Raw genomic sequence first — 22,172 nt, forward strand, 5'->3', positions numbered from 1 at the left:
AATATAATTCCTCCTGTCTTTAGTTCTCATTATGGCTTATTTCCTTTAAAATATCTATAAAAGACTATATTAAGTGGGGTAATTTTTTGAAAAAAGTTATAGCAATTGTCGGTCCAACGGCAGTGGGAAAAAGTGCGTTGGGGCTAAAATTGGCTCAAAAGTTTCATAGTGAAATAATTTCCGGTGATTCGATGCAAATATATCGTCATCTAGATATTGGTACTGCCAAGGATTCACCAGCTGAATTAAAGGCTGTACCACATCATTTGGTTGATATTTGTGATCCAGATCAACGTTATACAGTTAAAAATTTTCAAGAACGTGCCAAAAAAATAATTATAGATTTAAACGAGCAGGGAAAGGTTCCATTCGTTGTTGGAGGAACTGGGTTTTATTTGAGTTCGTTGATAAATAATCTTAATTTAGGTGGTAGTTCTACTGGAGATGACAAAGTACGACAAGAGTTGCTTGAAATCGAAAAGGACGATGGCGTAAATAAGTTGCAGGCAATTTTGAAATCGGAAGATCCGATTGCTTATCAAAAAATTGATATTGAAAATTCTCGAAGATTAATTCGAGCAATTGAAGTAATACGTACTACTGGCAAATCAATAATCAATCAAAATAATGGTAATAAATGGGCTGATTTTTATTTAGTCGGTTTGACTGATGCTCGTCCTAAGTTATATGAACGAATAAATCAACGAGTTGATAAAATGGTGGAAATGGGACTACTAGATGAAGCAGAATATGTTTTTAATCATCGTGAAACGTTTGTCCAAGCTAAGAATGCTATCGGTTACAAAGAACTATTTCCCTATTTTGAACAGAAAGCCTCTTTAGAGAGTTGCTTAGATGAAATCAAGAAAAATTCTCGTCATTTTGCCAAGCGTCAATTTACATATTTCCGTAATCAAATGGATGTAGATTGGTATAATATTAGTGATGATAATAATTATCAAGAAACAATCGAGAAAAATATCATAAAATTTGTAGGAGGGCACAATGACTAAATGGAACGCAGCATTTCCAGATAAATTAAAAGAGGTTATCAAAGAAACTGATGAGATGATTGCTCCAAAATTAGCTGAAATTGATGAGCAAGTTTTGGATAATCAAAATAAAGTCTTAGAAGCCTTTAGAAAAGAAAGCATTGATGAGAGTAGTTTGCTAGGTACGACTGGTTATGGGGATGACGATCGTGGTCGTGACCAATTGGAAGATGTCTATTGCGATGTTTTCAAGACTGAAGCAGCTTTAGTACGTCCACAATTTGTTTCAGGTACACATACTTTGGCAACGGCACTTTTTGGTATGCTTCGTCCAGGAGATAATTTACTTTACGTTACAGGCGAACCATATGACACAATGCAAGAAGTTATTGGAACTGCTGGTAACAAAAAGGGTTCTTTGATCGATTACAAGATTGGTTTTGATTACGTTGAAATGGATGGCGACAAGGTTAACTTTGATTTGATGAAGAAGAAGATCAAAGAACAGAATCCTAAAGTTATTGCTATTCAAAGATCTCGTGGTTATTCGGTACGTAAGAGTTTGACAGTTAAAGAAATTGCAGAGATTATCAAACAAATTAAAACCGTTTCCGATGCGATTATCTTTGTTGATAATTGTTATGGTGAATTTTCCGAAACAGTTGAACCTACTGAAGTAGGTGCTGATATTATGGCCGGTTCATTAATCAAGAATGCTGGTGGTGGTTTGGCCAAAGTAGGTGGCTATATCGTCGGTAAGAAGGATTTAGTTGAATTAGCAAGTTATTGCCTTACAGCTCCCGGAATTGGTGCTTCTGAAGGTCCTACAGTTGGTCGTTTGTCAGAGATGTTCCAAGGTTTCTTCTTAGCTCCAAGAGTAACTGGTAATGCCATTAAGGGTGCCATTTTTGAAGCAGGTATTTTTGAAAAATTAGGTTTGAACGTATCACCTAAGTGGAATGATGACCGGACAGATTTGATTCAGACTATTGAATTCAACGATCCAGATAAAATGGTTAAATTTGCCGAAATGGTTCAAAAATTCTCACCAATTGATTCAAATGTTTTGCCTGTACCTAGTGAAATGTCAGGTTATGAGGATAAAGTTGTTATGGCGGCCGGAACCTTTGTTTCTGGGGCAAGTATTGAATTTTCTTGTGATGGACCAATGCGTGCACCTTATATTATCTATATTCAAGGTGGATTGACATTTGAACACGTTAAGATTGCTATTGCTAATGCATGTAAAGAATTATTCTTTAAGTAAGATAAGCATAATTATAGATTCTGAATCGCTTTAATTGTATTTTCTGCTTATGAGTGTATAATTAGTGTTCAAATAATTGGAGGTAAGCAATATGAGATATAAAGTTACTTTAGATACTAAGCATCAATTGTTTACCGTATTTGATAAGAAAAACACTCGGGTTTCTGCATGCGGTAAGTCAATTGAAGAAGCTATGAATAAATTATTAAAGTTGAATGCATAGTTTTAGATTAATATGAATCATTTATTACAAAATTCGTAATTAATAATACAATTTCTTTACGGAAATTTTAAAATGGAGAATTTCTGGTTGATAGATGATATATTAAATGAGCAACGAAAGTTGCAATCTATCCTCAACGATAAATAAGGGCTGTTCGTCAAATCAAGTTGATGGCGGTTCAAGTTAACAGTTAGACCATAAATGGTCTAGCTGTTTTTTTATTTGGCTGATGAGCTTGCTCGAAGCCAAAACATTTGAATATTTATACGTTCAGTAAAGTTGTTCCAACTACGATATCCATAGGCACTACTTTTTATCTTTTTTATTCTTCCAATGATTCCCCCTAAAAATCCGTTGGAATATTTAAGTTTCAGTGCATTTAATACTTGTTTACGATATTTTCTTAATGATGTCATTGTTTGATCCATAGCGGTATTGAGTGGATGATAATTGAGTAGTATCTGATTCATTGTATCAGTATCGCCTGTTCTAATAGCCTTTAAAATATCTTGATATACTTCGTAGGACTTGGCGAAACCTTCGTCCAAATCTAAACACTTTGTGATTAAATTTAGATCCGTTTCATAATAACCAACACTGTACTGATACTTAGGGTTTATCTTTTCGATGGAATCGAATGATTCCAAGAATTTTTTCCAATCTCTCTTCATGAACAAGTATTCTTTACTTCTTTTAGGCATTCGTTTCATTACCTGTATTCTAGTTGAATTGAGAGAACGATTCATCATCTGAACGATATGAAATCTATCAACAACGACTTTGGCCTTTGGAAACAACTTTGGTACTAAATTAATGTATCCGGCATTTAAATCCAAAGAAATAGTTTTTACCTGTCTTCTGACTTTCAAAGGAAATCGACTGAAGTATTTACTGATTTGATATGAAGTTCTTCTGGGCAAGATATCACCCGTACGATGATTATCGCTATCTAACCAAATAAAGCTCATCTTGTCAGTAGACATAAATTCATCAAATGCCAAGTGCTTAGGAAGATGTTCAGGAAGTGATTTCTTGTGCATCTTGGCTTCTTCATCGATGATACGTTGAACGGTCTTATCGGAGACGTTAAAACGTCTGCCGATATCCTTCAATGATGTATTAAAAGCAGTTTCTGATAAGATCATTTGTCTAACAGGTTGTGCGATTTGACAATATTCCCAAACATAACTAGTTTTGGCTACAAAGATAGAGTTACAAGATTTACATTTATACTTTTGACGTTTCAGACTTATATACGTTGGACGTAATGATAATGATGGAGCGACTATCATATTTTTATTAAATCCATTCTTAACTAAGTGGCCTGCAAGGCCACAGTTAAGACAACGGTCAATCTGTTTAGTTAGCATTGCAAAATAGACTAAGGACTTGATGCCATTAACTAACATAAATTTTGAGTCTTCAGTAAAGATAATATTCTCATCTTTCATTTCAAGAGCGTTTCGTATAGACTTATTACTTAGGGACATCATTCAAATTCCTTTCATTGTGAAGCTGTAGAGGGTAGAACATCTAAAGGTATGGATGGTGTCTTTTTGATGTTCTAAAATAGTTTTATTAATAAATGGTATACAAAAATAGAGTTGATGGCAAAATGCCTATCAACTCTATTTATCGTACAGCCTAAATAAGGAGGGACCTTTCAACATTGAAAGGTCTCTTTTTTTTGTGATTCTAAAGTTAAAGCGCTAGGATTGCCTAGTAAGTATTTATTTAGTGAGGCAATATTTTATAATGCAAGAAAAACAACAGCATCTTGAGAAGGAAACAAAAGAATGGCATAAGATTCAACATCAAGAACTGAATAAATTACGTAGTGCTCAACATCATTTGCTATTTAATGTAGGAGCTTATTTAGCGATTTCTGTGATTGAATTTTATTTAGCAGAGGTCGGACATTCACAGACTCTACGGGCTGATGCTTTAAATAATTTAGCTGGAATTATTTCTGCCGTCTTATTACTAGTAGGGATTTTTATTGCTCGGGATATTGATGATGATGACTTGATGGGGCAGCCATTGCCAGAGGATATTCAAAAGAATGGTCAACGATTGCAACTGACACGATTTCATTATGAAACAGTCTTTACTCTGATTACCGGAATAGTTATGATTGCTATTTCATTGAATGTTATTTATGGTGGATTCAAAAGCTTAATGCATCCAGAATTTCAAGAAGTACCCCAACCAATCACCTTATTAGGAGCGGGTGTGGCAATGGTAATAATGATAATTGTGTGGTGGATGAATCGTTTGGCTGGTTTGAAATTACAGAACGCGGCTTTGACGGCAGCTTCTCAAGATAGTTTGAGTGATGCTTTGACGAGTTTAGGAACCATGGTAGCTATTGGTGGTGCCTTGTTGTTTAAAGTATCATGGCTCGATGGTGTGGCAAGTATCATTGTTGGTATCTTTATTTTGGTAGCCGGCATCAAGATTTTTAAAGAAAGCAGTTTAAATCTAGCTGATTATTTTGATCCGAAAGCTGAAACACAATTTCGCAAAGCTATTGAGAATAATCCTCAAGTTAAAAAAGTAGAGGATATAAATGCCCATTATAGTGGCAATATGGTCACAATGGATGTGATTATTGCTGTAGATGCCCATATGGAAGTGAAAGACAGTTACCGTTTGGGGGAGGAAATTGAAGCGCAAATGCGTCATCAGTTCGGGATTGTTGATACTGACGTAATGGTTGTTCCAGCATAAAAAAAGCCGTTAGGATTATCCTAACGGCTTTTAACGTATAAAAAAATGTCACAGGTGAGATTCGAACTCACGACCTACGGTTTAGAAGACCGTTGCTCTATCCAACTGAGCCACTGTGACATCACTTGTACTATTATAGAGAAAAGTGATTTGAGTTGCAATAATTAATTTGAATTTTTTTATTATAAATTATGGGTAAAGTGGTAATTAAATATAAAAAAAGCCGTTAGGATTTTACCTAACAGCTTTTAACGTATAAAAAATGTCACAGGTGAGATTCGAACTCACGACCTACGGTTTAGAAGACCGTTGCTCTATCCAACTGAGCCACTGTGACATCACTCGTACTATTATAGTGAAAGTCATGACTTGATGTCAATGTAATTTTGATTAAATATGCGAAAAAAAGCAAAATAAAAGGTTCACTTAATAATAAGTGAACCATCCCTAATAATAATTTACTGAATGACATTACTTACCAAACAAGAAAGGTTTGTTTTCGGCTTCTAGTTCAGAGAGTACCTCTCCATCTTGAGTGGAAACTTCAGTTTTTTCGGCTTTTAATAATGATTTGATCCAAGTTATCAATTTCATGATTTTCATCTCCGAAATAATCACAGCTTTTTATGTCATCAGCATCTGGACAGAACGCTTATAGGACAAGACTTCCTTTAACCTTATCCTTAGCCAAATTATATCAGAAAAAATAAAATTAAGATAAATTAATGTCTTATTTTGAAAAGAATTTTTGTACTTTTCAAATGTAAAGGCATACATTTTTTAAAATTGATTATTTAGGGATTGTGCTAACTCTTTTTTACGACCTTCAATGATATCTTGAAGTTCTTTTAAGTCCTCCAAAGTAGACTTTTTACGAATAAAGCTTCTTGCGGATGAACGCATAGCAATATAATTTGCACGTTCACGATGATTCTTATGCCATTTTTCATTGGCACGTTTTTGTGCATCTGTTAATACCATAAATTACTCTCCCTTTAAAACGTATCCTTGAAATTATATACAAGCTTTATTAACTAAACAAGGCAAATTATGAATAAATTTATATAACTTTCTTGTAAAAATGGTTTCATGAAATTCTTGTACATTAATATTATTAGTTTAGAATGTTAACTAAACCGATATTTTGTTTACTGGGGGTTTATTTGATGAAAAAAATTATAAAAACAACAACTGGTACTTTCCACGGAATTACTGATCATCGGCATGTGGATTTTCTGGGAATTCCTTTTGGTTATGGCCGAAGATTCAAGCGAGCAGAAGAATTTTCAATTGCCAAATTTGGTAAACAAGAAATCAATAAACTCCAATATGCTGTGCATAATGGTACACAACCGATGCAAGATGAAGCTTTGGAACAAAATGAGGATAAAATTGATTTTGGCGAAAATTGTTTGAATTTAGATATTTGTACACCAGATATCGATGGACATTATCCAATTGTCATTGAATTTTATGGCGGTGGATTTACTACAGGTGGAAATTATCAAAAACAGATGTCCTGGTTGGATCATCAAGAAGTAGTACACGTTGTTCCTAATTATCGATTAGGTTTATTTGGTTGGGGAAAAGTTGATGGCGGTGATACTAATGTTGGTTTGTCCGATCAATTAATGGCAATTCAATGGGTAATAGATAATGCACGTAGTTTTGGTGGCGATGTTGATAATATTAATTTGATAGGTTTGTCTGCTGGAGCTAAGTCAATTTCTGCTTTAATGTCATCTAATTCTGAACTGTTGGATCGCATTAAAAAAGTTATTATGTTTTCTGGTGGTGTACAGACAATACGTGACTTAGAAACGGCTCAAAAGGTGATTGATAACATTTGCCGAGTTAATAAAATTAAAACAAGTAAGGATTTATTCAATTTAACCGATGATGGATTGCAATTAGCTCAAAAGACGGCTTTACAAGGTCATTTTGCAACTAATTGGTTTGGTCCTGTGATTGATAATGATTTAATTTCTAACGATTGGCAAGATAAGTTGATTCAACGTGTTAAAAGGACTAATTTTAAAACAATTATTTCAGCTGGTAATAATGAATTGAATTTTTTTGAGGATATGGATTCGAGTCAGATTGAACAGAATGTTTTGCCAGACTTATTTGGTGAAAGTGCTGAACAGTTGAAGCAAGAATTACTGGGTGAAAATTATTCTAAAGCTGAATTAATCCGAATGCTGGGTAATGCAATGTACGCTTTGCCTGCAAGAAGATTAGCTGATTTATTGATTAAAAATAGTGATGCGGAAGTTTATTGTAATTACGCTAAAGTTGATGAAGGGAAGCATGGTGGGATTGTACGTTATTTAAATACACCAACTGCGGATCTAAAAATTGACTATCGCAAAAATCAATTGCACATACTCCGACTATTGAAGGAATTTATTAATAATGGCAAACCTTACGACGAAGAAATTAAATTTGAATGGCCTGTTTATGATACTGATCGACTAGTTCTTGAATTAGATCCTGATGACCTCAAAAGTGTCTCTGTAATAAACCGCCGGAGTCCTGATGATTTACCTTGGCAATCATACAAACTATAGTTTATAAATAAATATTGTGATTTGTATTATAAAAAATATATTGCAATTAATATATCTCAATTTTATACTGTAGATGTTGTGCTTAAGTTTGAGCATCTTTTTGCGGTGCTTAGGATTTTAGAGGTGGGCGATTTGAAAAGAAAGTTTTCATTTGTTATTACAATTGCTTTCATTTTAATTGATGTTGTTGCAGCATTTTTAACGCAACAGGCGATTATTAGTAATTTAATGGGGATTTTAATTGGTGTAGGGCTAATTATTGCTCTTATACTGATAACAAGCTTGATCAGAAGATTGAAACTTAGTAGAGGCAAATTGGTTTTGGCCACACTATTTTTCTTTTTGGTCATCGGACATGTAGTCATGGCAACATTGCCAATATATTAAAACTGAATATTGTAAAAGGATTGTGAAGAATAGAGTCTTCACAGTCCTTTTTTAGTATAATTATTTGGTAAGTCATTTTTTAAGGGGCTAATTATGTCGAGTCGTTCATGGAGAAGAATAATTGTTGGAATTATTTTTCTAATACTAACTATTTTCTATACATTATTATTTTTAAAACACGCATCAGTAACTAATGAACTGATATTCAATATTGCGCATATTAAAAGTCTGTCTAATATTTTTATTTCTCCAATTAATTTTGATTATTGGGGTCATACAGGCAGCCTGATCAACTTTTATAGTCCGTGGTTAACGATACTGCCGGGACTACTCTTTTTGAATCAAAACGTCATTATTGGCTTTGTACTAATTTTTGCATTGGTCACTTATTTAACCTTTACAAGTTCTTATTACTATATGAAAAAGTTTTCAAACGATACCTTGGAAGCTCTACTGTTTTCCGTGATTTATACATTATCTTTTAATCGCTTCATGCTGGTTTTTAGTGAGCAGAGAATCGAAAATTATCTAATCTTAATTTTCTTGCCAATGGTTTATTATGGAGCATTTCAAATCTTTAATGGTAAATTCCAAGATTGGCTGACGTTAACTTTAGGGCTGACGTTGATTATTTGGACCAGTCCATATATGGCACTCGCGATTATTTTGACTTTAGTACCGATATTACCATTGATGATTTTCTCAAGACTTTCACACCACTGGTCGTATTGGGGGAAAACTTTACTTAACCTAATTAAAGCTGGATTGACAACTGGAATATTGACTGTTGGATATTGGGGTCCACTATTAGAGAATCAATGGACTAAAAAATTGTTGCAACAAAAGCGTTCACGGTTTGACTATTGGGCCTGGTTTAGTAAGGAATTTTTAACGAGAAATAATTGGTATTTCTTTTTAACTCTAATAATCTTATTGGGATTAGTTTTGATCGTGATTTTCTTAAAGAGTTCTTTCAGTTATAAGATTATGATTTTAGAGAGCTTTGTCATAGTAGCCTTATTAGTTACACATCCACAATTACCGGTTGATATAAGTCGTTTAATGTTTGCTCTGATAACAATTGTAGATCTCTTTGCCATTGTCGTTTTGACTAGGGTAATTTTATTACTTTTTCAAGAAGGACCAGTTATTTTACAGTTATTGATCCTACTATTGACCATTGGTGGCTTTGGTTATCTGACATACAGTCAGGCAAATCAACTACATCCGCACAATAAAATTGAAATTGCTCAAAAAATTGATTATAAAAGTTTAGTTGTAAATTATCACGATCAAGCTTTGGAGAGTAAAAATCATTTCCTGATTGATGGTCACAGTAGCCAAGTACAATTCAATACGAAGGGAAATGAATATTGGTTGCAATATTATAATCCCCAAGCTGTAAAGATGGATATTCCGATTCAAAATTACGCCGGTTATAAAGTAACTGTTAATAATGAACAACCTAAAATCTTTAGTTCTAAGTGTCACACATTATTGTTGCAGACAGATCCAAACAAAAATATCATTGAAATTCATGCTCACTATACCGTTTTGGCTATAATTTCTTTATTGATCAATTTATTTAGTTTTATTGGTTTAGGCTATATTTGTTTTAGTGACAAATGGAAAATGAAGAAAAAAATCGTGGCAGAGAGTTGAAAAAGTATGTGAAATTTGCTATATTTTATTAGTTGCAATCACTATTGCATCTACAACCGCTCAAAAATAGGTTTAAGCTTAGTGCACCTAGTTGGCGAGTCTTAGAAGGGAGTGTACGTTTATGTACGCAATTATTAAAACTGGTGGTAAGCAATATAAAGTTGAAGAAAATGCTTCAATTTATGTTGAAAAGCTTGATGTCAAAGAAGGAGACGCAGTTACATTTGATGATGTAATCTTAGTTTCTGATGGCAAGACTGTTAAAGTTGGTAGCCCAGTAGTTGAAGGCGCTAGTGTTTCTGGTAAGGTTGAAAAGCAAGGTAAGGAAAAGAAAGTTGTTACTTACAAGTACAAACCTAAGAAGCATTCACACAAAAAGACAGGTCACCGTCAACCATATACAAAGGTACTTATCGATAGTATCAAGGCTTAATCATGATAAAAGCGAGTTTTCACCAGAATTCAGATAAACAGATTGATTCCTTTTTGATTAAAGGACATGCTGATTCGGGACCTTATGGTCAAGATTTAGTTTGTGCTGCTGTTTCAGCAGTAACAATTGGCACAATCAACAATCTGGAAAAACTTACTGGGGCTAGTCCTCAGGTCGTCATGGATGAAGTTAATGGTGGTCATCTTGGCTGCCAATTTGATAAAGCAGTTTCACATGACACTGCCTTATTATTAGATAATTTATTTTGGATATTGAAAGATATTGAAGGTAGTTATTCTAAAAATATTGAAGTTCAAGTGCAAAAAAATAATATAGATCTTGATTAGGAGGTAAATTTCATGCTTAAGATGAATTTACAATTTTTCTCTCACCATAAGGGTGGTGGATCAACAACTAATGGCCGTAACTCAGCTGGTCGTAGACTAGGTGCAAAGCGTGCTGATGGTCAAGCTATCACTGCTGGTGCAATTATTTATAGACAACGTGGAACAAAGATTCACCCAGGTGCTAATGTTGGCCGTGGAAATGATGATACATTGTTCGCACTTAAAGATGGCGTTGTTAAGTTCGAAAGACTTGGCAGAGACAAGAGAAAAGTTTCAGTATACTAATATATTGAGAAAAAAAGAGGACAATGTTCCTCTTTTTTTTATATAATAAGTATGAGATATTGCCATTAACACCGAAATATTGGTAAGATAATGTATAGTGTTTTATCGGCAAAATTTATGAACCAAGGGAGAAAGAAATGTCAATTTCAGTAAATGAATTTAAAAATGGATTAACAATTGAAGTAAAAGATGGTATCTGGCGTGTTGTAGAATTTCAGCATGTTAAACCAGGTAAGGGTAGTGCCTTTGTTCGTTCAAAGTTAAAGAATTTAAGAACTGGTGCCGTTCAAGAAATGACATTCAGATCAACTGCTAAGGTTGAAAAAGCTAATATTGAAAATAAGAAGATGCAATATCTATATGCAGAAGGTGATAACTACGTCTTCATGGATACTACAACTTATGAACAACTTTCATTACCAGGTGATGAAATTAGAGATGAGTTGAAGTATTTGAAAGAAAACATGGAAGTCAGTGTAGTTATGTATAATGGCGAAACACTTGGTGTTGATGTACCTAATACTGTTGATCTTAAGGTTGTTGAAACTGAAGCTTCAATTAAGGGTGATACACAATCAGGTGGTTCAAAACCAGCTACTATGGAAACAGGCTTAGTTGTGCAAGTACCATTCTTCGTTAATGAAGGCGACATGCTAACTATCAATACTCAAGATGGTACTTACATTTCACGTGCTAATTAATAACTGATTATGGAGATAAGTTTATGGCTGAACAAAAATATGTTTCTCTACAACAAGATAGTGGAAAAATAAACGGTAATGTTGAAATATCACATCAAGTTATTGAGATCCTTCTTGGGATTGCTACGAACCAAGTTGAAGGTGTCTACGAAATGCGTGGCACCATTTCTAGTCGAATAGATTCACTTTTTGGCAGAATCAATCATGGTAAGGGCGTTGATGTGTCGTTCAATGACGATCAAATATCTGCGGATGTTTATGTATATTTGGAATATGGCGTATCAATTCCAAAAGTATCCTTGGAGATCCAAAAATCAGCCATTGAACAACTTGAATTCATGACCGATTTAGACTTAAGTGAAATTAATGTGCATGTTGTAGGTTTGATCGCTAAAAAAGATAGCGGTGAAATAGAACGTGTAACAACTGATAAAAAGGAATAAAACTAGTGATAAGTAGACATAAGATCAGAGAACTCGCAGTTCAATCACTATTTTCTATCGAAACGACTCAGGATACTCCTCAAGATGCTATTTCTTCTACCATGCAATTATGCGATTTAACATCCGAGGCAGTGCCAGATTATTTGACGTTTCTAGTTTCAGGTGTTGTGGAACACCAAGATGATCTTGACAAGAAAATTTCAGAACACTTAAAAAATAAGTGGACTGTTCAGCGTCTATCAAGAATTGACCGCTCAATTTTACGTGTGGGATTATTTGAAATGGAAAATAGTTTAGAAGTACCCAGAAAAGTAGCTATTGATGAAGCAATTGAAATGGCTGGCGATTTTGGTGACAAGGACTCAAAGTCCTTCATTAATGGTATTTTATCTAATTTTGTAGAAGGGTAAGGCTGGTGATTTTTTGCCAGCCTTTTTATGGTGATTAGTGTGAATTTATTAGAAGGTAAAAAAGTAGCAACAGCATTAGACGAGACAATGACAAAACGCGTTCAAGTTTTAAAAGAAAAGGGTGTAACTCCTGGTTTGGCAGTTATCTTAGTTGGTGACAACAGTGCCAGTGCTGTTTATGTTCGTAATAAGAAACGTCGCGCTGAAAAATTAGGGATTGACTTCCAACTTATCCATTTCGATACCACCGTTACGGAAAAAGAGTTGTTGAGTAAGATTAATGAATTAAATAATGATCCAGCTATTGATGGATTTATTGTTCAATTACCAGTTCCAGATCATATCGATGAAGATAAAGTTATCGAAGCCATTAGTCCAGCTAAAGATGTTGATGGTTTTACACCAATTAGTGTTGGAAACTTATGGATTGGTACACCACTAACCAAACCAGCTACTGCTTCTGGTATTTTAATGATGTTGGACTATTATAATGTTGATCTTGATGGTAAGAATGTTGTAATAGTCGGACGTAGTAATATTGTAGGTAAACCTACTGCTGCTTTGATGTTGAATCGTAATGCCACTGTAACGATCACACATTCACATACTAAGAACTTAAAAGAAATAACAAGTAAGGCTGATGTGCTAGTAGTTGCCATTGGACAAGCTAAATTTATTAAAAAAGATTATGTCAAAGATCAGGCAATTCTCATCGATGTCGGAATGGACCGCGATGAGAATGGCAAGCTTTGTGGAGACGTTGATTTTGATGATGTCAAAGATCACGTTTCAATGATCACACCAGTACCTGGTGGGGTTGGCCCAATGACGATTACTGCATTAGTAGATCAAGTGATTGAATTAGCCGAAGGCAGGGCAAATGGATAATGAGCAATATTTAACTGTAACAGCTTTAACTCAATATCTGAAAAGAAAATTTGACGTGGACCCTTATTTGGGACACGTTTATTTGATGGGAGAAATTTCTAATTTTAGAATGCGTCCTAATGCCCATCAATATTTTTCTTTAAAAGATGATAAAGCTAAGATTTCAGCTATCATGTTTAAATCAAATTTTAGTAAAGTTAAATTTCAGCCAGAAGAGGGAATGAAAGTCCTCGTCAAAGGTCGAATTTCACTTTATGAACCTAGTGGTTCCTATCAAATTTACGTTGAATCAATGGAACCAGACGGACTGGGAGCTTTGTACTTGGCTTTTGAGCAATTGAAGAAAAAGCTAGCAGCACAAGGTGTTTTTGATTTACCTAAAAAATCTATACCACAATTTCCTAAACGAATAGCAGTAGTAACTAGTCAGTCAGGTGCGGTTATTCATGATATTATGACGACTGTTGCTAGAAGATATCCCATTGTACAAATAGTTTTGTATCCAGCTCAAGTTCAAGGTCAAGAAGCTGCACCAACAATTGTTAAGCAATTAAAACGAATCAATGAAGATGGAAATTACGACACGATTATCATCGGACGTGGTGGTGGGTCTATTGAAGATCTGTGGCCATTCAATGAAGAAGTGGTTGCGCAAGCCATTGTTCAAAGTAAGATTCCGGTAATCAGTTCAGTTGGTCATGAAACTGATACGACAATTGCTGACTTAGTCGCTGATTTAAGGGCTGCGACTCCTACGGCCGCCGCTGAATTAGCTACACCAGTTTTGAGGGATGTCTTAGTACATCTACAAGATCTCAATACGAGACTATATAATGCACAGACAAAGATCATAGGCAATTATAAGGATAAGGTTGATTCGTTAGCTCAGAACGTCTTTTTGCAGCATCCAGAGCGAATCTACGAAGTGTATTTGCAAAAAGTTGATTATCTACAAGACAAATTGCGTCAAAATTTTTCTAATTCATTAAATAGATCAAAAACAGAATTGATCCAATATGCTAATCGACTAGTACAAGCATCACCTAGAGATCAAATTTATAGTTATGCTAATCAAGTTAATCGGTTGTATCAAATTTTGATCAATAATGTGAATAAAATTATCAATAAAAACCGTAATGTATTTAATAGTGAGGTTGCTACATTGGATTCGTTGAGTCCACTAAAAACTTTGAGTCGTGGCTATGCCATTCCTACTAGTAAATCAGGTAAAGTATTAAAGAATGTAACTGATTATCAAGTGGATCAAGAGGTTGACCTAAAAGTTAAAAATGGTAACGTCAAGTTAATAACCAAAGAAGTAAGTGAGGACGGAAATGGCTGAAAAGAAGAAATCATTTGAAGAAAATCTTGCTGATTTAGAAGCAATTGTAACTAATCTTGAGGCGGGAAACGTTCCTCTAGAAGAGGCAATGGAAAAATTCAAAACAGGTGTTACTTTGAGCAAAGAACTTGAAAAGACTCTGAGTGATGCTGAAGAAACTGTGACAAAAGTTATGACCAAAGATGGCGAAGAAATCAATATCAAACAAGATCAAGATAAGGATCAAAAATAATTATGGAAATAAAAAAGTTCTCTGATTTTTGCGATCAAGTCTTACCTGATTTTAATAAGTTTTTGGATGATAAATTGAAATCTGAAATAAAACAAGCTACTTTAAGAGATGCTATGCTTTATTCATTGGATGCCGGTGGTAAGAGAGTTCGTCCGATGCTCTTTTTAGCAGTTGCTTATTCTAGCGGTATCAAGTTAGATAAGCTTTCACAGTTTTATGACATTGCTGGTGCAATCGAGTTAGTGCACACTTATTCATTAATTCATGATGATTTACCTGAAATGGACAATAGCGATTATCGTCGTGGTAAATTGGCAAATCATAAGCAATTCGGTGTTGGACCTGCTGTTTTGGCTGGAGATGGCTTGTTAACTCAAGCCTTCTATTGGATCGCCAAGTCAGATTTGAGCACTGATAAACGTATGGCTGCTGTAAGAATCTTAGCTCATAATGCTGGTCCCATGGGAATGGTAGCAGGTCAGATGACTGATATCACTATGGAAAATAAAATTTTAACTGAAGATGAATTAACAACATTACATAAGGAAAAAACAGCTGATTTAATTACTGCAGCTGTGACAACTGGAGCCTTTTGCGCTGGTCATGAGCTATCAAAGAACTTGGTTCAATATGCGAATGATATTGGCCTGGCCTTTCAGTTGAAAGATGATTTGAACGATGCCGACGATGGTGAGGATAGTAATAAGAATACTTTCCCTAATTTGATTGGCAAAGAGGCAACGGAGGCTAAATTGAAGGATTTAGTTAAGGATGCATTGAACGCAGTTTTAAAGGAAAATGAGTTTGACAAGAATCTATTGGTAAGCTTCTTAGATTATTTCAAAGAATAGGTGACACATATTGGCAAAAAAAAGAATTGATGTTTTATTAGTTGAACAAAATTTATTTGAATCCAGAGAACAAGCTAAACGTTCGGTTATGGCTGGTGAAGTTTATAATCAAGACAATTTGCGTTTTGATAAGCCTGGTGAAAAAGTTGATCCAGATACTGTTTTTCACTTAGCTAAAAATGCCCACAGCAAATATGTCAGTCGTGGTGGCTACAAGCTTGAAAAAGCCTTAAAATCCTTTGACATTGATTTGTCTGATCGTATCTGTCTAGATATTGGTTCCTCAACTGGTGGTTTTACAGATGTGGCTTTGCAAAATGGCGCACAGAAGGTTTATGCGTTGGATGTTGGGTATAATCAATTGGCTTGGAAATTGAGAAAAGATGAACGTGTAATTGTAATGGAACGAGTTAATTTCCGTTACAGTAAGCCAGATGACTTTCATGAAGGGCTACCTAGTTTTGCAATGACAGACGTTTCCTTTATTTCTTTGGAATTAATTTTGCCACCAATGTTTAACATCATTTTGCCAGGTTCTGACGCAGTTTGTTTGATCAAACCACAATTTGAGGCTGGTCCTGAAAATGTTGGTAAGCACGGAATTGTGCGTGATCACAAAGTCCACAAGATGGTATTAGAGAAAATTACTAATTTTGCTAAAGAGGCGGGATTCATTGTTTCTGGTTTAGATTTTTCACCTATTAAGGGTGGAGAAGGTAATATTGAATTCTTGATGCACATTCAAAAGCCACAAGAAGAACAACCTGGCGAAATTTTAGATAATGTTTCCGTTGAAAGTACAATGGAAGCTGCATACGCAAATCTTAATAAATAGGTGAGATAATGCTAAAAAAACTAATAATCAATAACTTTGCGATTATTAATAAGCTGCAGATTGATTTTAAAAGTGGGATGACTGCTTTAACTGGTGAGACCGGAGCTGGTAAGTCAATTATTATTGACGCTTTGGGTTTATTAGTTGGAAGTAGATCATCAATTGATTTTATTAGAACAGGACAAGAGCAATTAAATGTGCAAGGACTATTTGAGGTAAAAGCAAGTAGTCCTATTTTTGCTATTTTGGCGGAGTATGGGATTGCTCACGATGATAATCAAATTATTATTAAACGAGAAATCAATCGCAAGGGTCGGAATGTCTGTCGCATCAACAATGAACTAGTTAAAACAAATGTTTTACGACAAGTTGGTAAATTTTTGGTTGAGATTCATGGTCAAAATCAGCAACAAGAGTTATTAGATGAAGATAATCACATCAATATTCTAGATCGTTTTGCTGATGATGATTTTCAGCGTGATTTACTGAGATATGCTCAACTTTTTGAAGAATATCAATCTAAACGTAGTCGTTTAAGAACGATTCAAAAAAATTCTCAAAATTTAGTACAAAGAATTGATATGCTCAAGTTCCAAATTGAAGATATTGATAGTGCTCAATTACAAGCTGGTGAAGACGATAAGTTGGAAGATGAAAAAAATCAGTTATCTAACTTCGAGAAAATCAGTTCAGCTCTTCAAGATAGTTACCGTGGTTTATCTGAAAATAATGTGGGTGTTGTAGATGTCTTAGGTAATGTACGTGATAATTTAGAAGAAATCATGGATTACGACTCTTCTTATAAAGAACTCTATGATTCAATCAATGGAGCTTATTATCAATTGCAGGATAATGCCGCTACGATTGCTGATCAGTTGGAGAATCTTGATTTTGATGAGAATCGTTTAGATGAAATTCAAAAACGATTGATTACTTTGGATAATTTGAAGAAAAAGTATGGTCCAACTTTAGATGAAGTTATTGAGTTTAGTAAAAATGCTCATGATGAGTTATCTAAGATCAATATTGATGATGATACTGAAGCCCAATTGACGGAAGAGATTGATCAATATCAAACTAAATTACTTAATTTAGGCAAAGATTTATCTAAGCAACGTCACAGAACTGCTACTGCTTTAGAAAAATCAATCAATCGTCAATTAAAGGATTTATATATGCCTAATGCTAAGTTTGGTGTGGCCTTCAAATCATTGGACGATGATAATTTATCGTCCAAAGGAATTGATCAAATTCAATTCAACTTGAAGACAAACGTGGGTGAAGATTACAAGCCATTAGTTAGAGTTGCTTCTGGTGGTGAGTTGTCACGTGTTATTTTGGCTTTTGAAGCCATTATTGCTGAGAAAATGAATGTAGAGACAATTGTTTTTGATGAAATTGATACAGGTGTTAGTGGTCGAGTCGCCCAAGCTATTGGTGATAAGATCTATAAGGTTTCACAATTCTTGCAAGTTCTTTGTATTACACATTTACCACAGGTCGCAGCTATGAGTGATATTCAATTTGAAATAAAAAAAGAGACCGTTAAGGATAAAACAGAAACAAAAGTTTCTATACTTAACGATCTCCAAAGAATTGAAGCTATTTCTCTAATGTTGGCTGGGACTAAGGTAACTGATTTAACTAGAAAACATGCTCAAGAGTTATTGGAATTAGCTCAAGGAGAGCAACAAAGATTAGACTAGGTTGATGGATTTGATTTGGTCGAGCATTGCAATTTTAAAGAAGGCCGAATTTATTTTGAATACATATTTATTTTTAGTAACTTGTGAAATAAATTTGCCTTGGAACTGTTCATCGTTTAACATTGTAATAACGACAGAATAATGTCTTTGAAAACTCTGTTCTGCGAAAAGTTCTATTTGCATAAAAGGCATTTGTTTAATTTGAAGATTCTGATTACTTTCAATATTGAAATCAAAGTTATTATTAATAAAATTAGCGGTATGGTTGATTAGATTTGTAGTGAAATGATTGTATGCTTGTTTTGCTTGCATTTTTAAACCCCCGAACACTTGTTTGTGTCTTCATTATATGAACCTTTGTTCGAAAGAGCAACTCTATTTTTTTATTTCTTTGGTAATTTTTGTATTGACAAGTCGGAAAACCTTGAAAATCAAATGATTTTATTGCATGATAGATACCATATTATATAGATAGTAGGGATAACTTAATTATGTCAACAAGGGGAATGTTAATCGTTTTATCAGGTCCATCTGGAGTAGGTAAAGGAACTGTTAGAAAAGCTATGCTTAAGAATTCATCAATCAAATTTGATTATTCTGTTTCGATGACCACTCGTCAAATGCGTCCTGGAGAAGTCGATGGAGTCGATTACTATTTCCGAACAAATGAAGAATTTGAAGAAGAAATAAACAATGGTGGCATGCTTGAATATGCTAAATATGTCGATCATTATTATGGAACACCATTAAAGTACGTCAATCAAAAGCTAGATGCTGGAATTGATGTCTTATTGGAAATTGAAGTGAATGGTGCAATGCAGGTTCGTGAAAAGATGCCTGATGGTGTCTTTATTTTCCTTACACCACCTGATTTGACCAGCTTACGCGATCGTATTACTCATCGTGGGACAGATGATGAGAAGACAATCGATAAACGCATGGTTCAGGCTAAAAAGGAAATTGAAATGATGACAAGCTATGACTATGCCGTCGTAAATGATAAAATACCTAATGCAGTCGAAAAAATTGAAGGTATAATTAGAGCCGAACACTTGAGAGTGCCACGCGTAATTGATAAATACAAAAAGATAATAGGAGATTGATAATATGATTATTTATCCATCAATTGATAAACTTTTAGATCGAGTTGATTCTCGATACTCATTGGCAGTTCTAGCCGCTAAGCGTGCTCACCAATTGGAGAATGGTGATATTGAATTATTGAACAAATATGAATCACCAAGAACTGTTGGTCGCGCACTTGAAGAAATTGCTGACGACAAAATCGAAATTGATCCTAATTCAATTCTTCTTGAAAAAGAAGCTGAAAAGATTGAAGAAGAGAAAAAAGAAGAAGACAAATAAACCATTCCTTCACTGATTGTTGAATTAGTGGAGGCTTTTTTATTTAAAAAAACTTTTTAAGAAATTTATTTACTGGGTGGTTTTTATGGCAGTAGCAGAGATAATTGTAGATGTACCTACTATGCAAACTAATCGACCGTTTGAATATTTGATACCTGATTCGTTGACTGAAGTTGTTGTACCAGGGATGCGAGTTGAGGTACCTTTTGGCCGTGGGAAAAGAAAAATTCAAGGTTTTGTTATGCAGGTCAAGGAAACAAGTGACTTTCAAGGTAAATTAAAACCCATTTCAAGAGTGATTGATTTGAAACCAGTTTTATCAAATGAGATGTTGCAATTATCTTATTGGTTGGCCGATCGAACATACTCATTTCAAATCTCATGTCTACAAACAATGCTTCCTAGTGTCATGAGAGCAAAGTATAAGCAATATGTTATTCCCTTGGATAAAGAGGATGAGGAAGTTCAATCACTCTTAAATGGCAAGGAAACATTGGAGATTACTAATCAGCTGGATGATATCACTATTAGACTAATTAATAGATTGCGTCAGAATAATAAAATTGACATTCAATATGTTGTTGAGAATCAAGCTTTACAAATCAAACGTCAAGCAGTGACAACAGATCTAAATGTTATTCAATTACATGAAGCTAAAAGTAAATTACGTGCTAATGCTAAATCACAAATTAAATTATTGGACTTTTTAACTCATCATTTAGAGGAACTGCCAGTAGAATTGAATGTTTTGCAAAAAGAGTTTGGAATTTCACGTTCGGCTATTAAGACAGCTGAAAAAAATGAATTATTGCAGATAATCGAAGTTACTAAATTACGTAAACCAGTTGGGATTGATCCTGAAAAAACAACTAAACTTAAATTAACAGAGGAACAACACGTTGCTGTATCTGAAATTAGTGCTGCCATTCAAAGCGAAACACCTCAAACTTTCTTAGTTGAAGGTGTTACTGGTAGTGGTAAGACTGAAGTTTACTTGCAGACAATTGAAAAAGCCTTACAACAAGAAAAGACTGCTTTAATGCTCGTGCCAGAAATTTCTTTGACTCCACAAATGGTCAATCGAGTTGTTGGCCGTTTTGGTAATCAGGTGGCCGTTTTACATAGTGGCTTATCAAGTGGTGAACGATATGATGAGTGGACTCGAATTGAAAGTCATGATGTTAAAGTAGTTGTTGGCGCCAGAAGTGCTGTTTTTGCACCTTTAGATAAAATTGGTCTGATTATTATTGATGAGGAACATGAGGCCAGTTATAAACAGGATGATAATCCTCGTTATAATGCACGTGATGTGGCTTTGTGGCGAGCACAAATGAATCATTGCCCAGTTGTTTTAGGAAGTGCAACTCCATCGTTAGAATCGCGAGCACGAGCTGAAAAGGGTGTTTACAGATTGATTCGGATGAAAAAAAGAATCAATAATCAAAGTTTGCCTCATGTAAAAATCGTGGATATGCGAGATTCTGAAAATTCAGCAATCAAAGGTGATTTTTCTCCAGCATTAAAAGAAAGCTTACAGACGACTCTTCAAAGACATGAACAAGCAATTGTTTTATTGAACCGTCGAGGGTATTCTTCATTCATGATGTGTCGGGAGTGTGGATTTGTTCTGAAATGTCCCAATTGTGATGTTTCACTGACATATCACAAGGATTTGGGTAAAATGAAATGTCATTATTGTGGACATGAAGAACCTGTACCACGAATTTGTCCTAATTGTAAAAGCAAAAAAATTGGTTTTTATGGTACAGGAACACAAAACATTGAACAACAATTGAATACACTCTTCCCAGAAGCACGTGTTTTGAGAATGGATGTTGATACTACACGTCGCAAGGGTTCACATGCTAAAATTTTACAAAAATTTGGACAACATCAGGCTGATATATTACTGGGAACACAGATGATTGCCAAAGGACTGGATTTTCCGGATGTTACTTTAGTTGGAGTCATTAATGCGGATACAACCTTAAGTTTGGCTGATTTTAGAGCTAGTGAAAGAACCTTTCAATTGCTAACTCAAGTCAGCGGTCGTGCAGGTCGAGCTGATAAAACTGGCCATGTTGTGATCCAGACCTTTAATCCAGATCACTATGCGATTAAAGATGCTGCTAAACAGGACTACGAAACTTTCTTTAAACAAGAAATGTATATCAGACATCAAGCTAATTACACACCATATTATTTCACGACTTTAATTAGTGTAGCTAGCAAGGATGAAGGACAGACTTTAAAACAAAGTTATTGGCTAAAAAAGCAGCTTGAAACCTCGCTATCAAAGGATGCCATCCTATTGGGACCTAGTCCAACGATGATTTCGCGTAAACAAAACAAATATTATTATCAAATTATTGTAAAATATAAACATGAACCTCAATTGCATCAAAAATTATTAGAAATTTTAAATGAGACCCAAGCTGATGCAAAAAAAGGTTTTACAATTGCGATTGATAATGAACCACAACATATAGATTAAAGGTGATTG

General features: G+C 34.6%; 26 protein-coding genes, 2 tRNA genes and 1 other annotated feature. Of the genes, 22 read left to right on the forward strand and 6 right to left on the reverse strand.

The genetic code is table 11. From position 1 onward, the window contains the following. Positions 1-86 precede the first annotated feature (86 nt). The 3 genes from miaA (at position 87) to ACI6PB_RS04565 (ending at position 2,482) form a co-directional block, all read left to right on the forward strand. A complete protein-coding gene (miaA, locus tag ACI6PB_RS04555; protein ID WP_309511041.1) occupies positions 87-1,013 on the forward strand; it encodes a tRNA (adenosine(37)-N6)-dimethylallyltransferase MiaA in 927 nt (308 codons plus the stop codon). Next, the gene (locus ACI6PB_RS04560; protein ID WP_025084522.1) at positions 1,006-2,259 is read left to right on the forward strand and encodes a methionine gamma-lyase family protein; all 1,254 of its coding nucleotides are present in this window, start codon (positions 1,006-1,008) and stop codon (positions 2,257-2,259) included. The genes miaA and ACI6PB_RS04560 overlap by 8 nt, the downstream gene beginning before the upstream one ends. 91 nt (positions 2,260-2,350) lie before the next feature. After that, positions 2,351-2,482, forward strand: a complete 132-nt coding sequence (locus ACI6PB_RS04565) for a hypothetical protein (RefSeq protein WP_264372407.1) — start codon at positions 2,351-2,353, stop codon at positions 2,480-2,482. 218 nt (positions 2,483-2,700) lie between these two features. On the opposite strand, the gene ACI6PB_RS04570 is transcribed toward ACI6PB_RS04565, so the two are convergent. Further along, positions 2,701-3,933, reverse strand: a complete 1,233-nt coding sequence (locus tag ACI6PB_RS04570) for an ISL3 family transposase (RefSeq protein WP_404327809.1) — start codon at positions 3,931-3,933, stop codon at positions 2,701-2,703. Positions 3,934-4,237: 304 nt separating this feature from the next. Between ACI6PB_RS04570 and ACI6PB_RS04575 the strand changes: the two genes are divergently transcribed. Beyond that, positions 4,238-5,212 (forward strand): cation diffusion facilitator family transporter, encoded by a 975-nt coding sequence (locus tag ACI6PB_RS04575; RefSeq protein ID WP_056956001.1) that lies wholly within the window; start codon positions 4,238-4,240, stop codon positions 5,210-5,212. A 46-nt stretch (positions 5,213-5,258) separates the two neighbouring features. Here ACI6PB_RS04575 and ACI6PB_RS04580 read toward each other — a convergent pair. The 4 genes from ACI6PB_RS04580 to ACI6PB_RS04595 all read right to left on the reverse strand — a co-directional run bounded on the left by ACI6PB_RS04580 (position 5,259) and on the right by ACI6PB_RS04595 (position 6,193). Next, positions 5,259-5,332: transfer RNA gene (locus ACI6PB_RS04580), tRNA-Arg, on the reverse strand. Between the two features lie 143 nt (positions 5,333-5,475). After that, a tRNA-Arg gene (locus tag ACI6PB_RS04585) sits at positions 5,476-5,549 on the reverse strand. A 134-nt stretch (positions 5,550-5,683) separates the two neighbouring features. Next, positions 5,684-5,806 (reverse strand): hypothetical protein, encoded by a 123-nt coding sequence (locus ACI6PB_RS04590; protein ID WP_264372406.1) that lies wholly within the window; start codon positions 5,804-5,806, stop codon positions 5,684-5,686. A gap of 186 nt (positions 5,807-5,992) precedes the next feature. Then, positions 5,993-6,193 carry a hypothetical protein gene (locus ACI6PB_RS04595; RefSeq protein ID WP_025084523.1) on the reverse strand — a complete coding sequence of 67 codons (201 nt, stop codon included), beginning with the start codon at positions 6,191-6,193 and terminating at the stop codon, positions 5,993-5,995. 185 nt (positions 6,194-6,378) lie between these two features. Here ACI6PB_RS04595 and ACI6PB_RS04600 point away from each other — a divergent pair, with 185 nt between their 5' ends. The 15 genes from ACI6PB_RS04600 to recN all read left to right on the forward strand — a co-directional run bounded on the left by ACI6PB_RS04600 (position 6,379) and on the right by recN (position 18,304). Then, positions 6,379-7,782 (forward strand): carboxylesterase family protein, encoded by a 1,404-nt coding sequence (locus ACI6PB_RS04600; RefSeq protein ID WP_056956000.1) that lies wholly within the window; start codon positions 6,379-6,381, stop codon positions 7,780-7,782. A gap of 132 nt (positions 7,783-7,914) precedes the next feature. Next, positions 7,915-8,169, forward strand: a complete 255-nt coding sequence (locus ACI6PB_RS04605; protein ID WP_025085483.1) for a hypothetical protein — start codon at positions 7,915-7,917, stop codon at positions 8,167-8,169. Between the two features lie 93 nt (positions 8,170-8,262). Then, complete coding sequence (locus ACI6PB_RS04610; RefSeq protein WP_404327810.1) at positions 8,263-9,831, forward strand: hypothetical protein; 1,569 nt, start codon at positions 8,263-8,265, stop codon at positions 9,829-9,831. A gap of 44 nt (positions 9,832-9,875) precedes the next feature. Beyond that, positions 9,876-9,943: a sequence feature (ribosomal protein L21 leader region), on the forward strand. Positions 9,944-9,952: 9 nt separating this feature from the next. Beyond that, entirely contained in the window at positions 9,953-10,264 is a 312-nt protein-coding gene (rplU, locus tag ACI6PB_RS04615) for a 50S ribosomal protein L21 (protein ID WP_025085481.1), read from the forward strand. 2 nt (positions 10,265-10,266) lie between these two features. Next, positions 10,267-10,611 (forward strand): ribosomal-processing cysteine protease Prp, encoded by a 345-nt coding sequence (locus ACI6PB_RS04620; protein WP_025085480.1) that lies wholly within the window; start codon positions 10,267-10,269, stop codon positions 10,609-10,611. A 12-nt stretch (positions 10,612-10,623) separates the two neighbouring features. Then, positions 10,624-10,896 carry a 50S ribosomal protein L27 gene (gene rpmA / locus ACI6PB_RS04625; RefSeq protein WP_025085479.1) on the forward strand — a complete coding sequence of 91 codons (273 nt, stop codon included), beginning with the start codon at positions 10,624-10,626 and terminating at the stop codon, positions 10,894-10,896. Between the two features lie 137 nt (positions 10,897-11,033). Further along, positions 11,034-11,597, forward strand: a complete 564-nt coding sequence (gene efp, locus ACI6PB_RS04630; protein ID WP_025085478.1) for an elongation factor P — start codon at positions 11,034-11,036, stop codon at positions 11,595-11,597. Between the two features lie 23 nt (positions 11,598-11,620). Continuing rightward, positions 11,621-12,040 (forward strand): Asp23/Gls24 family envelope stress response protein, encoded by a 420-nt coding sequence (locus ACI6PB_RS04635; protein WP_025085477.1) that lies wholly within the window; start codon positions 11,621-11,623, stop codon positions 12,038-12,040. 5 nt (positions 12,041-12,045) lie between these two features. Further along, a complete protein-coding gene (gene nusB / locus ACI6PB_RS04640; RefSeq protein WP_025085476.1) occupies positions 12,046-12,450 on the forward strand; it encodes a transcription antitermination factor NusB in 405 nt (134 codons plus the stop codon). Between the two features lie 39 nt (positions 12,451-12,489). Beyond that, entirely contained in the window at positions 12,490-13,338 is an 849-nt protein-coding gene (locus ACI6PB_RS04645) for a bifunctional 5,10-methylenetetrahydrofolate dehydrogenase/5,10-methenyltetrahydrofolate cyclohydrolase (protein ID WP_404327811.1), read from the forward strand. Continuing rightward, positions 13,331-14,680 (forward strand): exodeoxyribonuclease VII large subunit, encoded by a 1,350-nt coding sequence (gene xseA, locus ACI6PB_RS04650; protein ID WP_025085474.1) that lies wholly within the window; start codon positions 13,331-13,333, stop codon positions 14,678-14,680. Before ACI6PB_RS04645 ends, xseA begins: the two co-directional genes overlap by 8 nt. Beyond that, the gene (locus ACI6PB_RS04655) at positions 14,673-14,912 is read left to right on the forward strand and encodes an exodeoxyribonuclease VII small subunit (RefSeq protein ID WP_025085473.1); all 240 of its coding nucleotides are present in this window, start codon (positions 14,673-14,675) and stop codon (positions 14,910-14,912) included. The genes xseA and ACI6PB_RS04655 overlap by 8 nt, the downstream gene beginning before the upstream one ends. A 2-nt stretch (positions 14,913-14,914) precedes the next feature. Then, on the forward strand, positions 14,915-15,763 hold the full coding sequence (locus tag ACI6PB_RS04660) for a polyprenyl synthetase family protein (protein ID WP_404327812.1): 849 nt from the start codon (positions 14,915-14,917) through the stop codon (positions 15,761-15,763). A gap of 10 nt (positions 15,764-15,773) precedes the next feature. After that, complete coding sequence (locus tag ACI6PB_RS04665; RefSeq protein ID WP_025085471.1) at positions 15,774-16,598, forward strand: TlyA family RNA methyltransferase; 825 nt, start codon at positions 15,774-15,776, stop codon at positions 16,596-16,598. Between the two features lie 8 nt (positions 16,599-16,606). Next, on the forward strand, positions 16,607-18,304 hold the full coding sequence (recN, locus tag ACI6PB_RS04670; RefSeq protein ID WP_056955999.1) for a DNA repair protein RecN: 1,698 nt from the start codon (positions 16,607-16,609) through the stop codon (positions 18,302-18,304). Here recN and ACI6PB_RS04675 read toward each other — a convergent pair. Then, complete coding sequence (locus ACI6PB_RS04675) at positions 18,296-18,616, reverse strand: hypothetical protein (protein WP_025085470.1); 321 nt, start codon at positions 18,614-18,616, stop codon at positions 18,296-18,298. The genes recN and ACI6PB_RS04675 overlap by 9 nt on opposite strands. 179 nt (positions 18,617-18,795) lie before the next feature. Between ACI6PB_RS04675 and gmk the strand changes: the two genes are divergently transcribed. From gmk to priA, 3 genes are all read left to right on the forward strand, one after another. Further along, a complete protein-coding gene (gene gmk / locus ACI6PB_RS04680; RefSeq protein ID WP_025085469.1) occupies positions 18,796-19,407 on the forward strand; it encodes a guanylate kinase in 612 nt (203 codons plus the stop codon). Positions 19,408-19,411: 4 nt separating this feature from the next. Further along, the gene (rpoZ, locus tag ACI6PB_RS04685) at positions 19,412-19,669 is read left to right on the forward strand and encodes a DNA-directed RNA polymerase subunit omega (protein WP_025085468.1); all 258 of its coding nucleotides are present in this window, start codon (positions 19,412-19,414) and stop codon (positions 19,667-19,669) included. 85 nt (positions 19,670-19,754) lie between these two features. After that, positions 19,755-22,163, forward strand: a complete 2,409-nt coding sequence (gene priA / locus ACI6PB_RS04690; protein WP_404327813.1) for a primosomal protein N' — start codon at positions 19,755-19,757, stop codon at positions 22,161-22,163. The last annotated feature ends 9 nt before the right edge of the window (positions 22,164-22,172 follow it).

Origin of the sequence: Companilactobacillus paralimentarius, assembly GCF_963227125.1 — a bacterium.
Lineage (GTDB): Bacteria > Bacillota > Bacilli > Lactobacillales > Lactobacillaceae > Companilactobacillus > Companilactobacillus paralimentarius.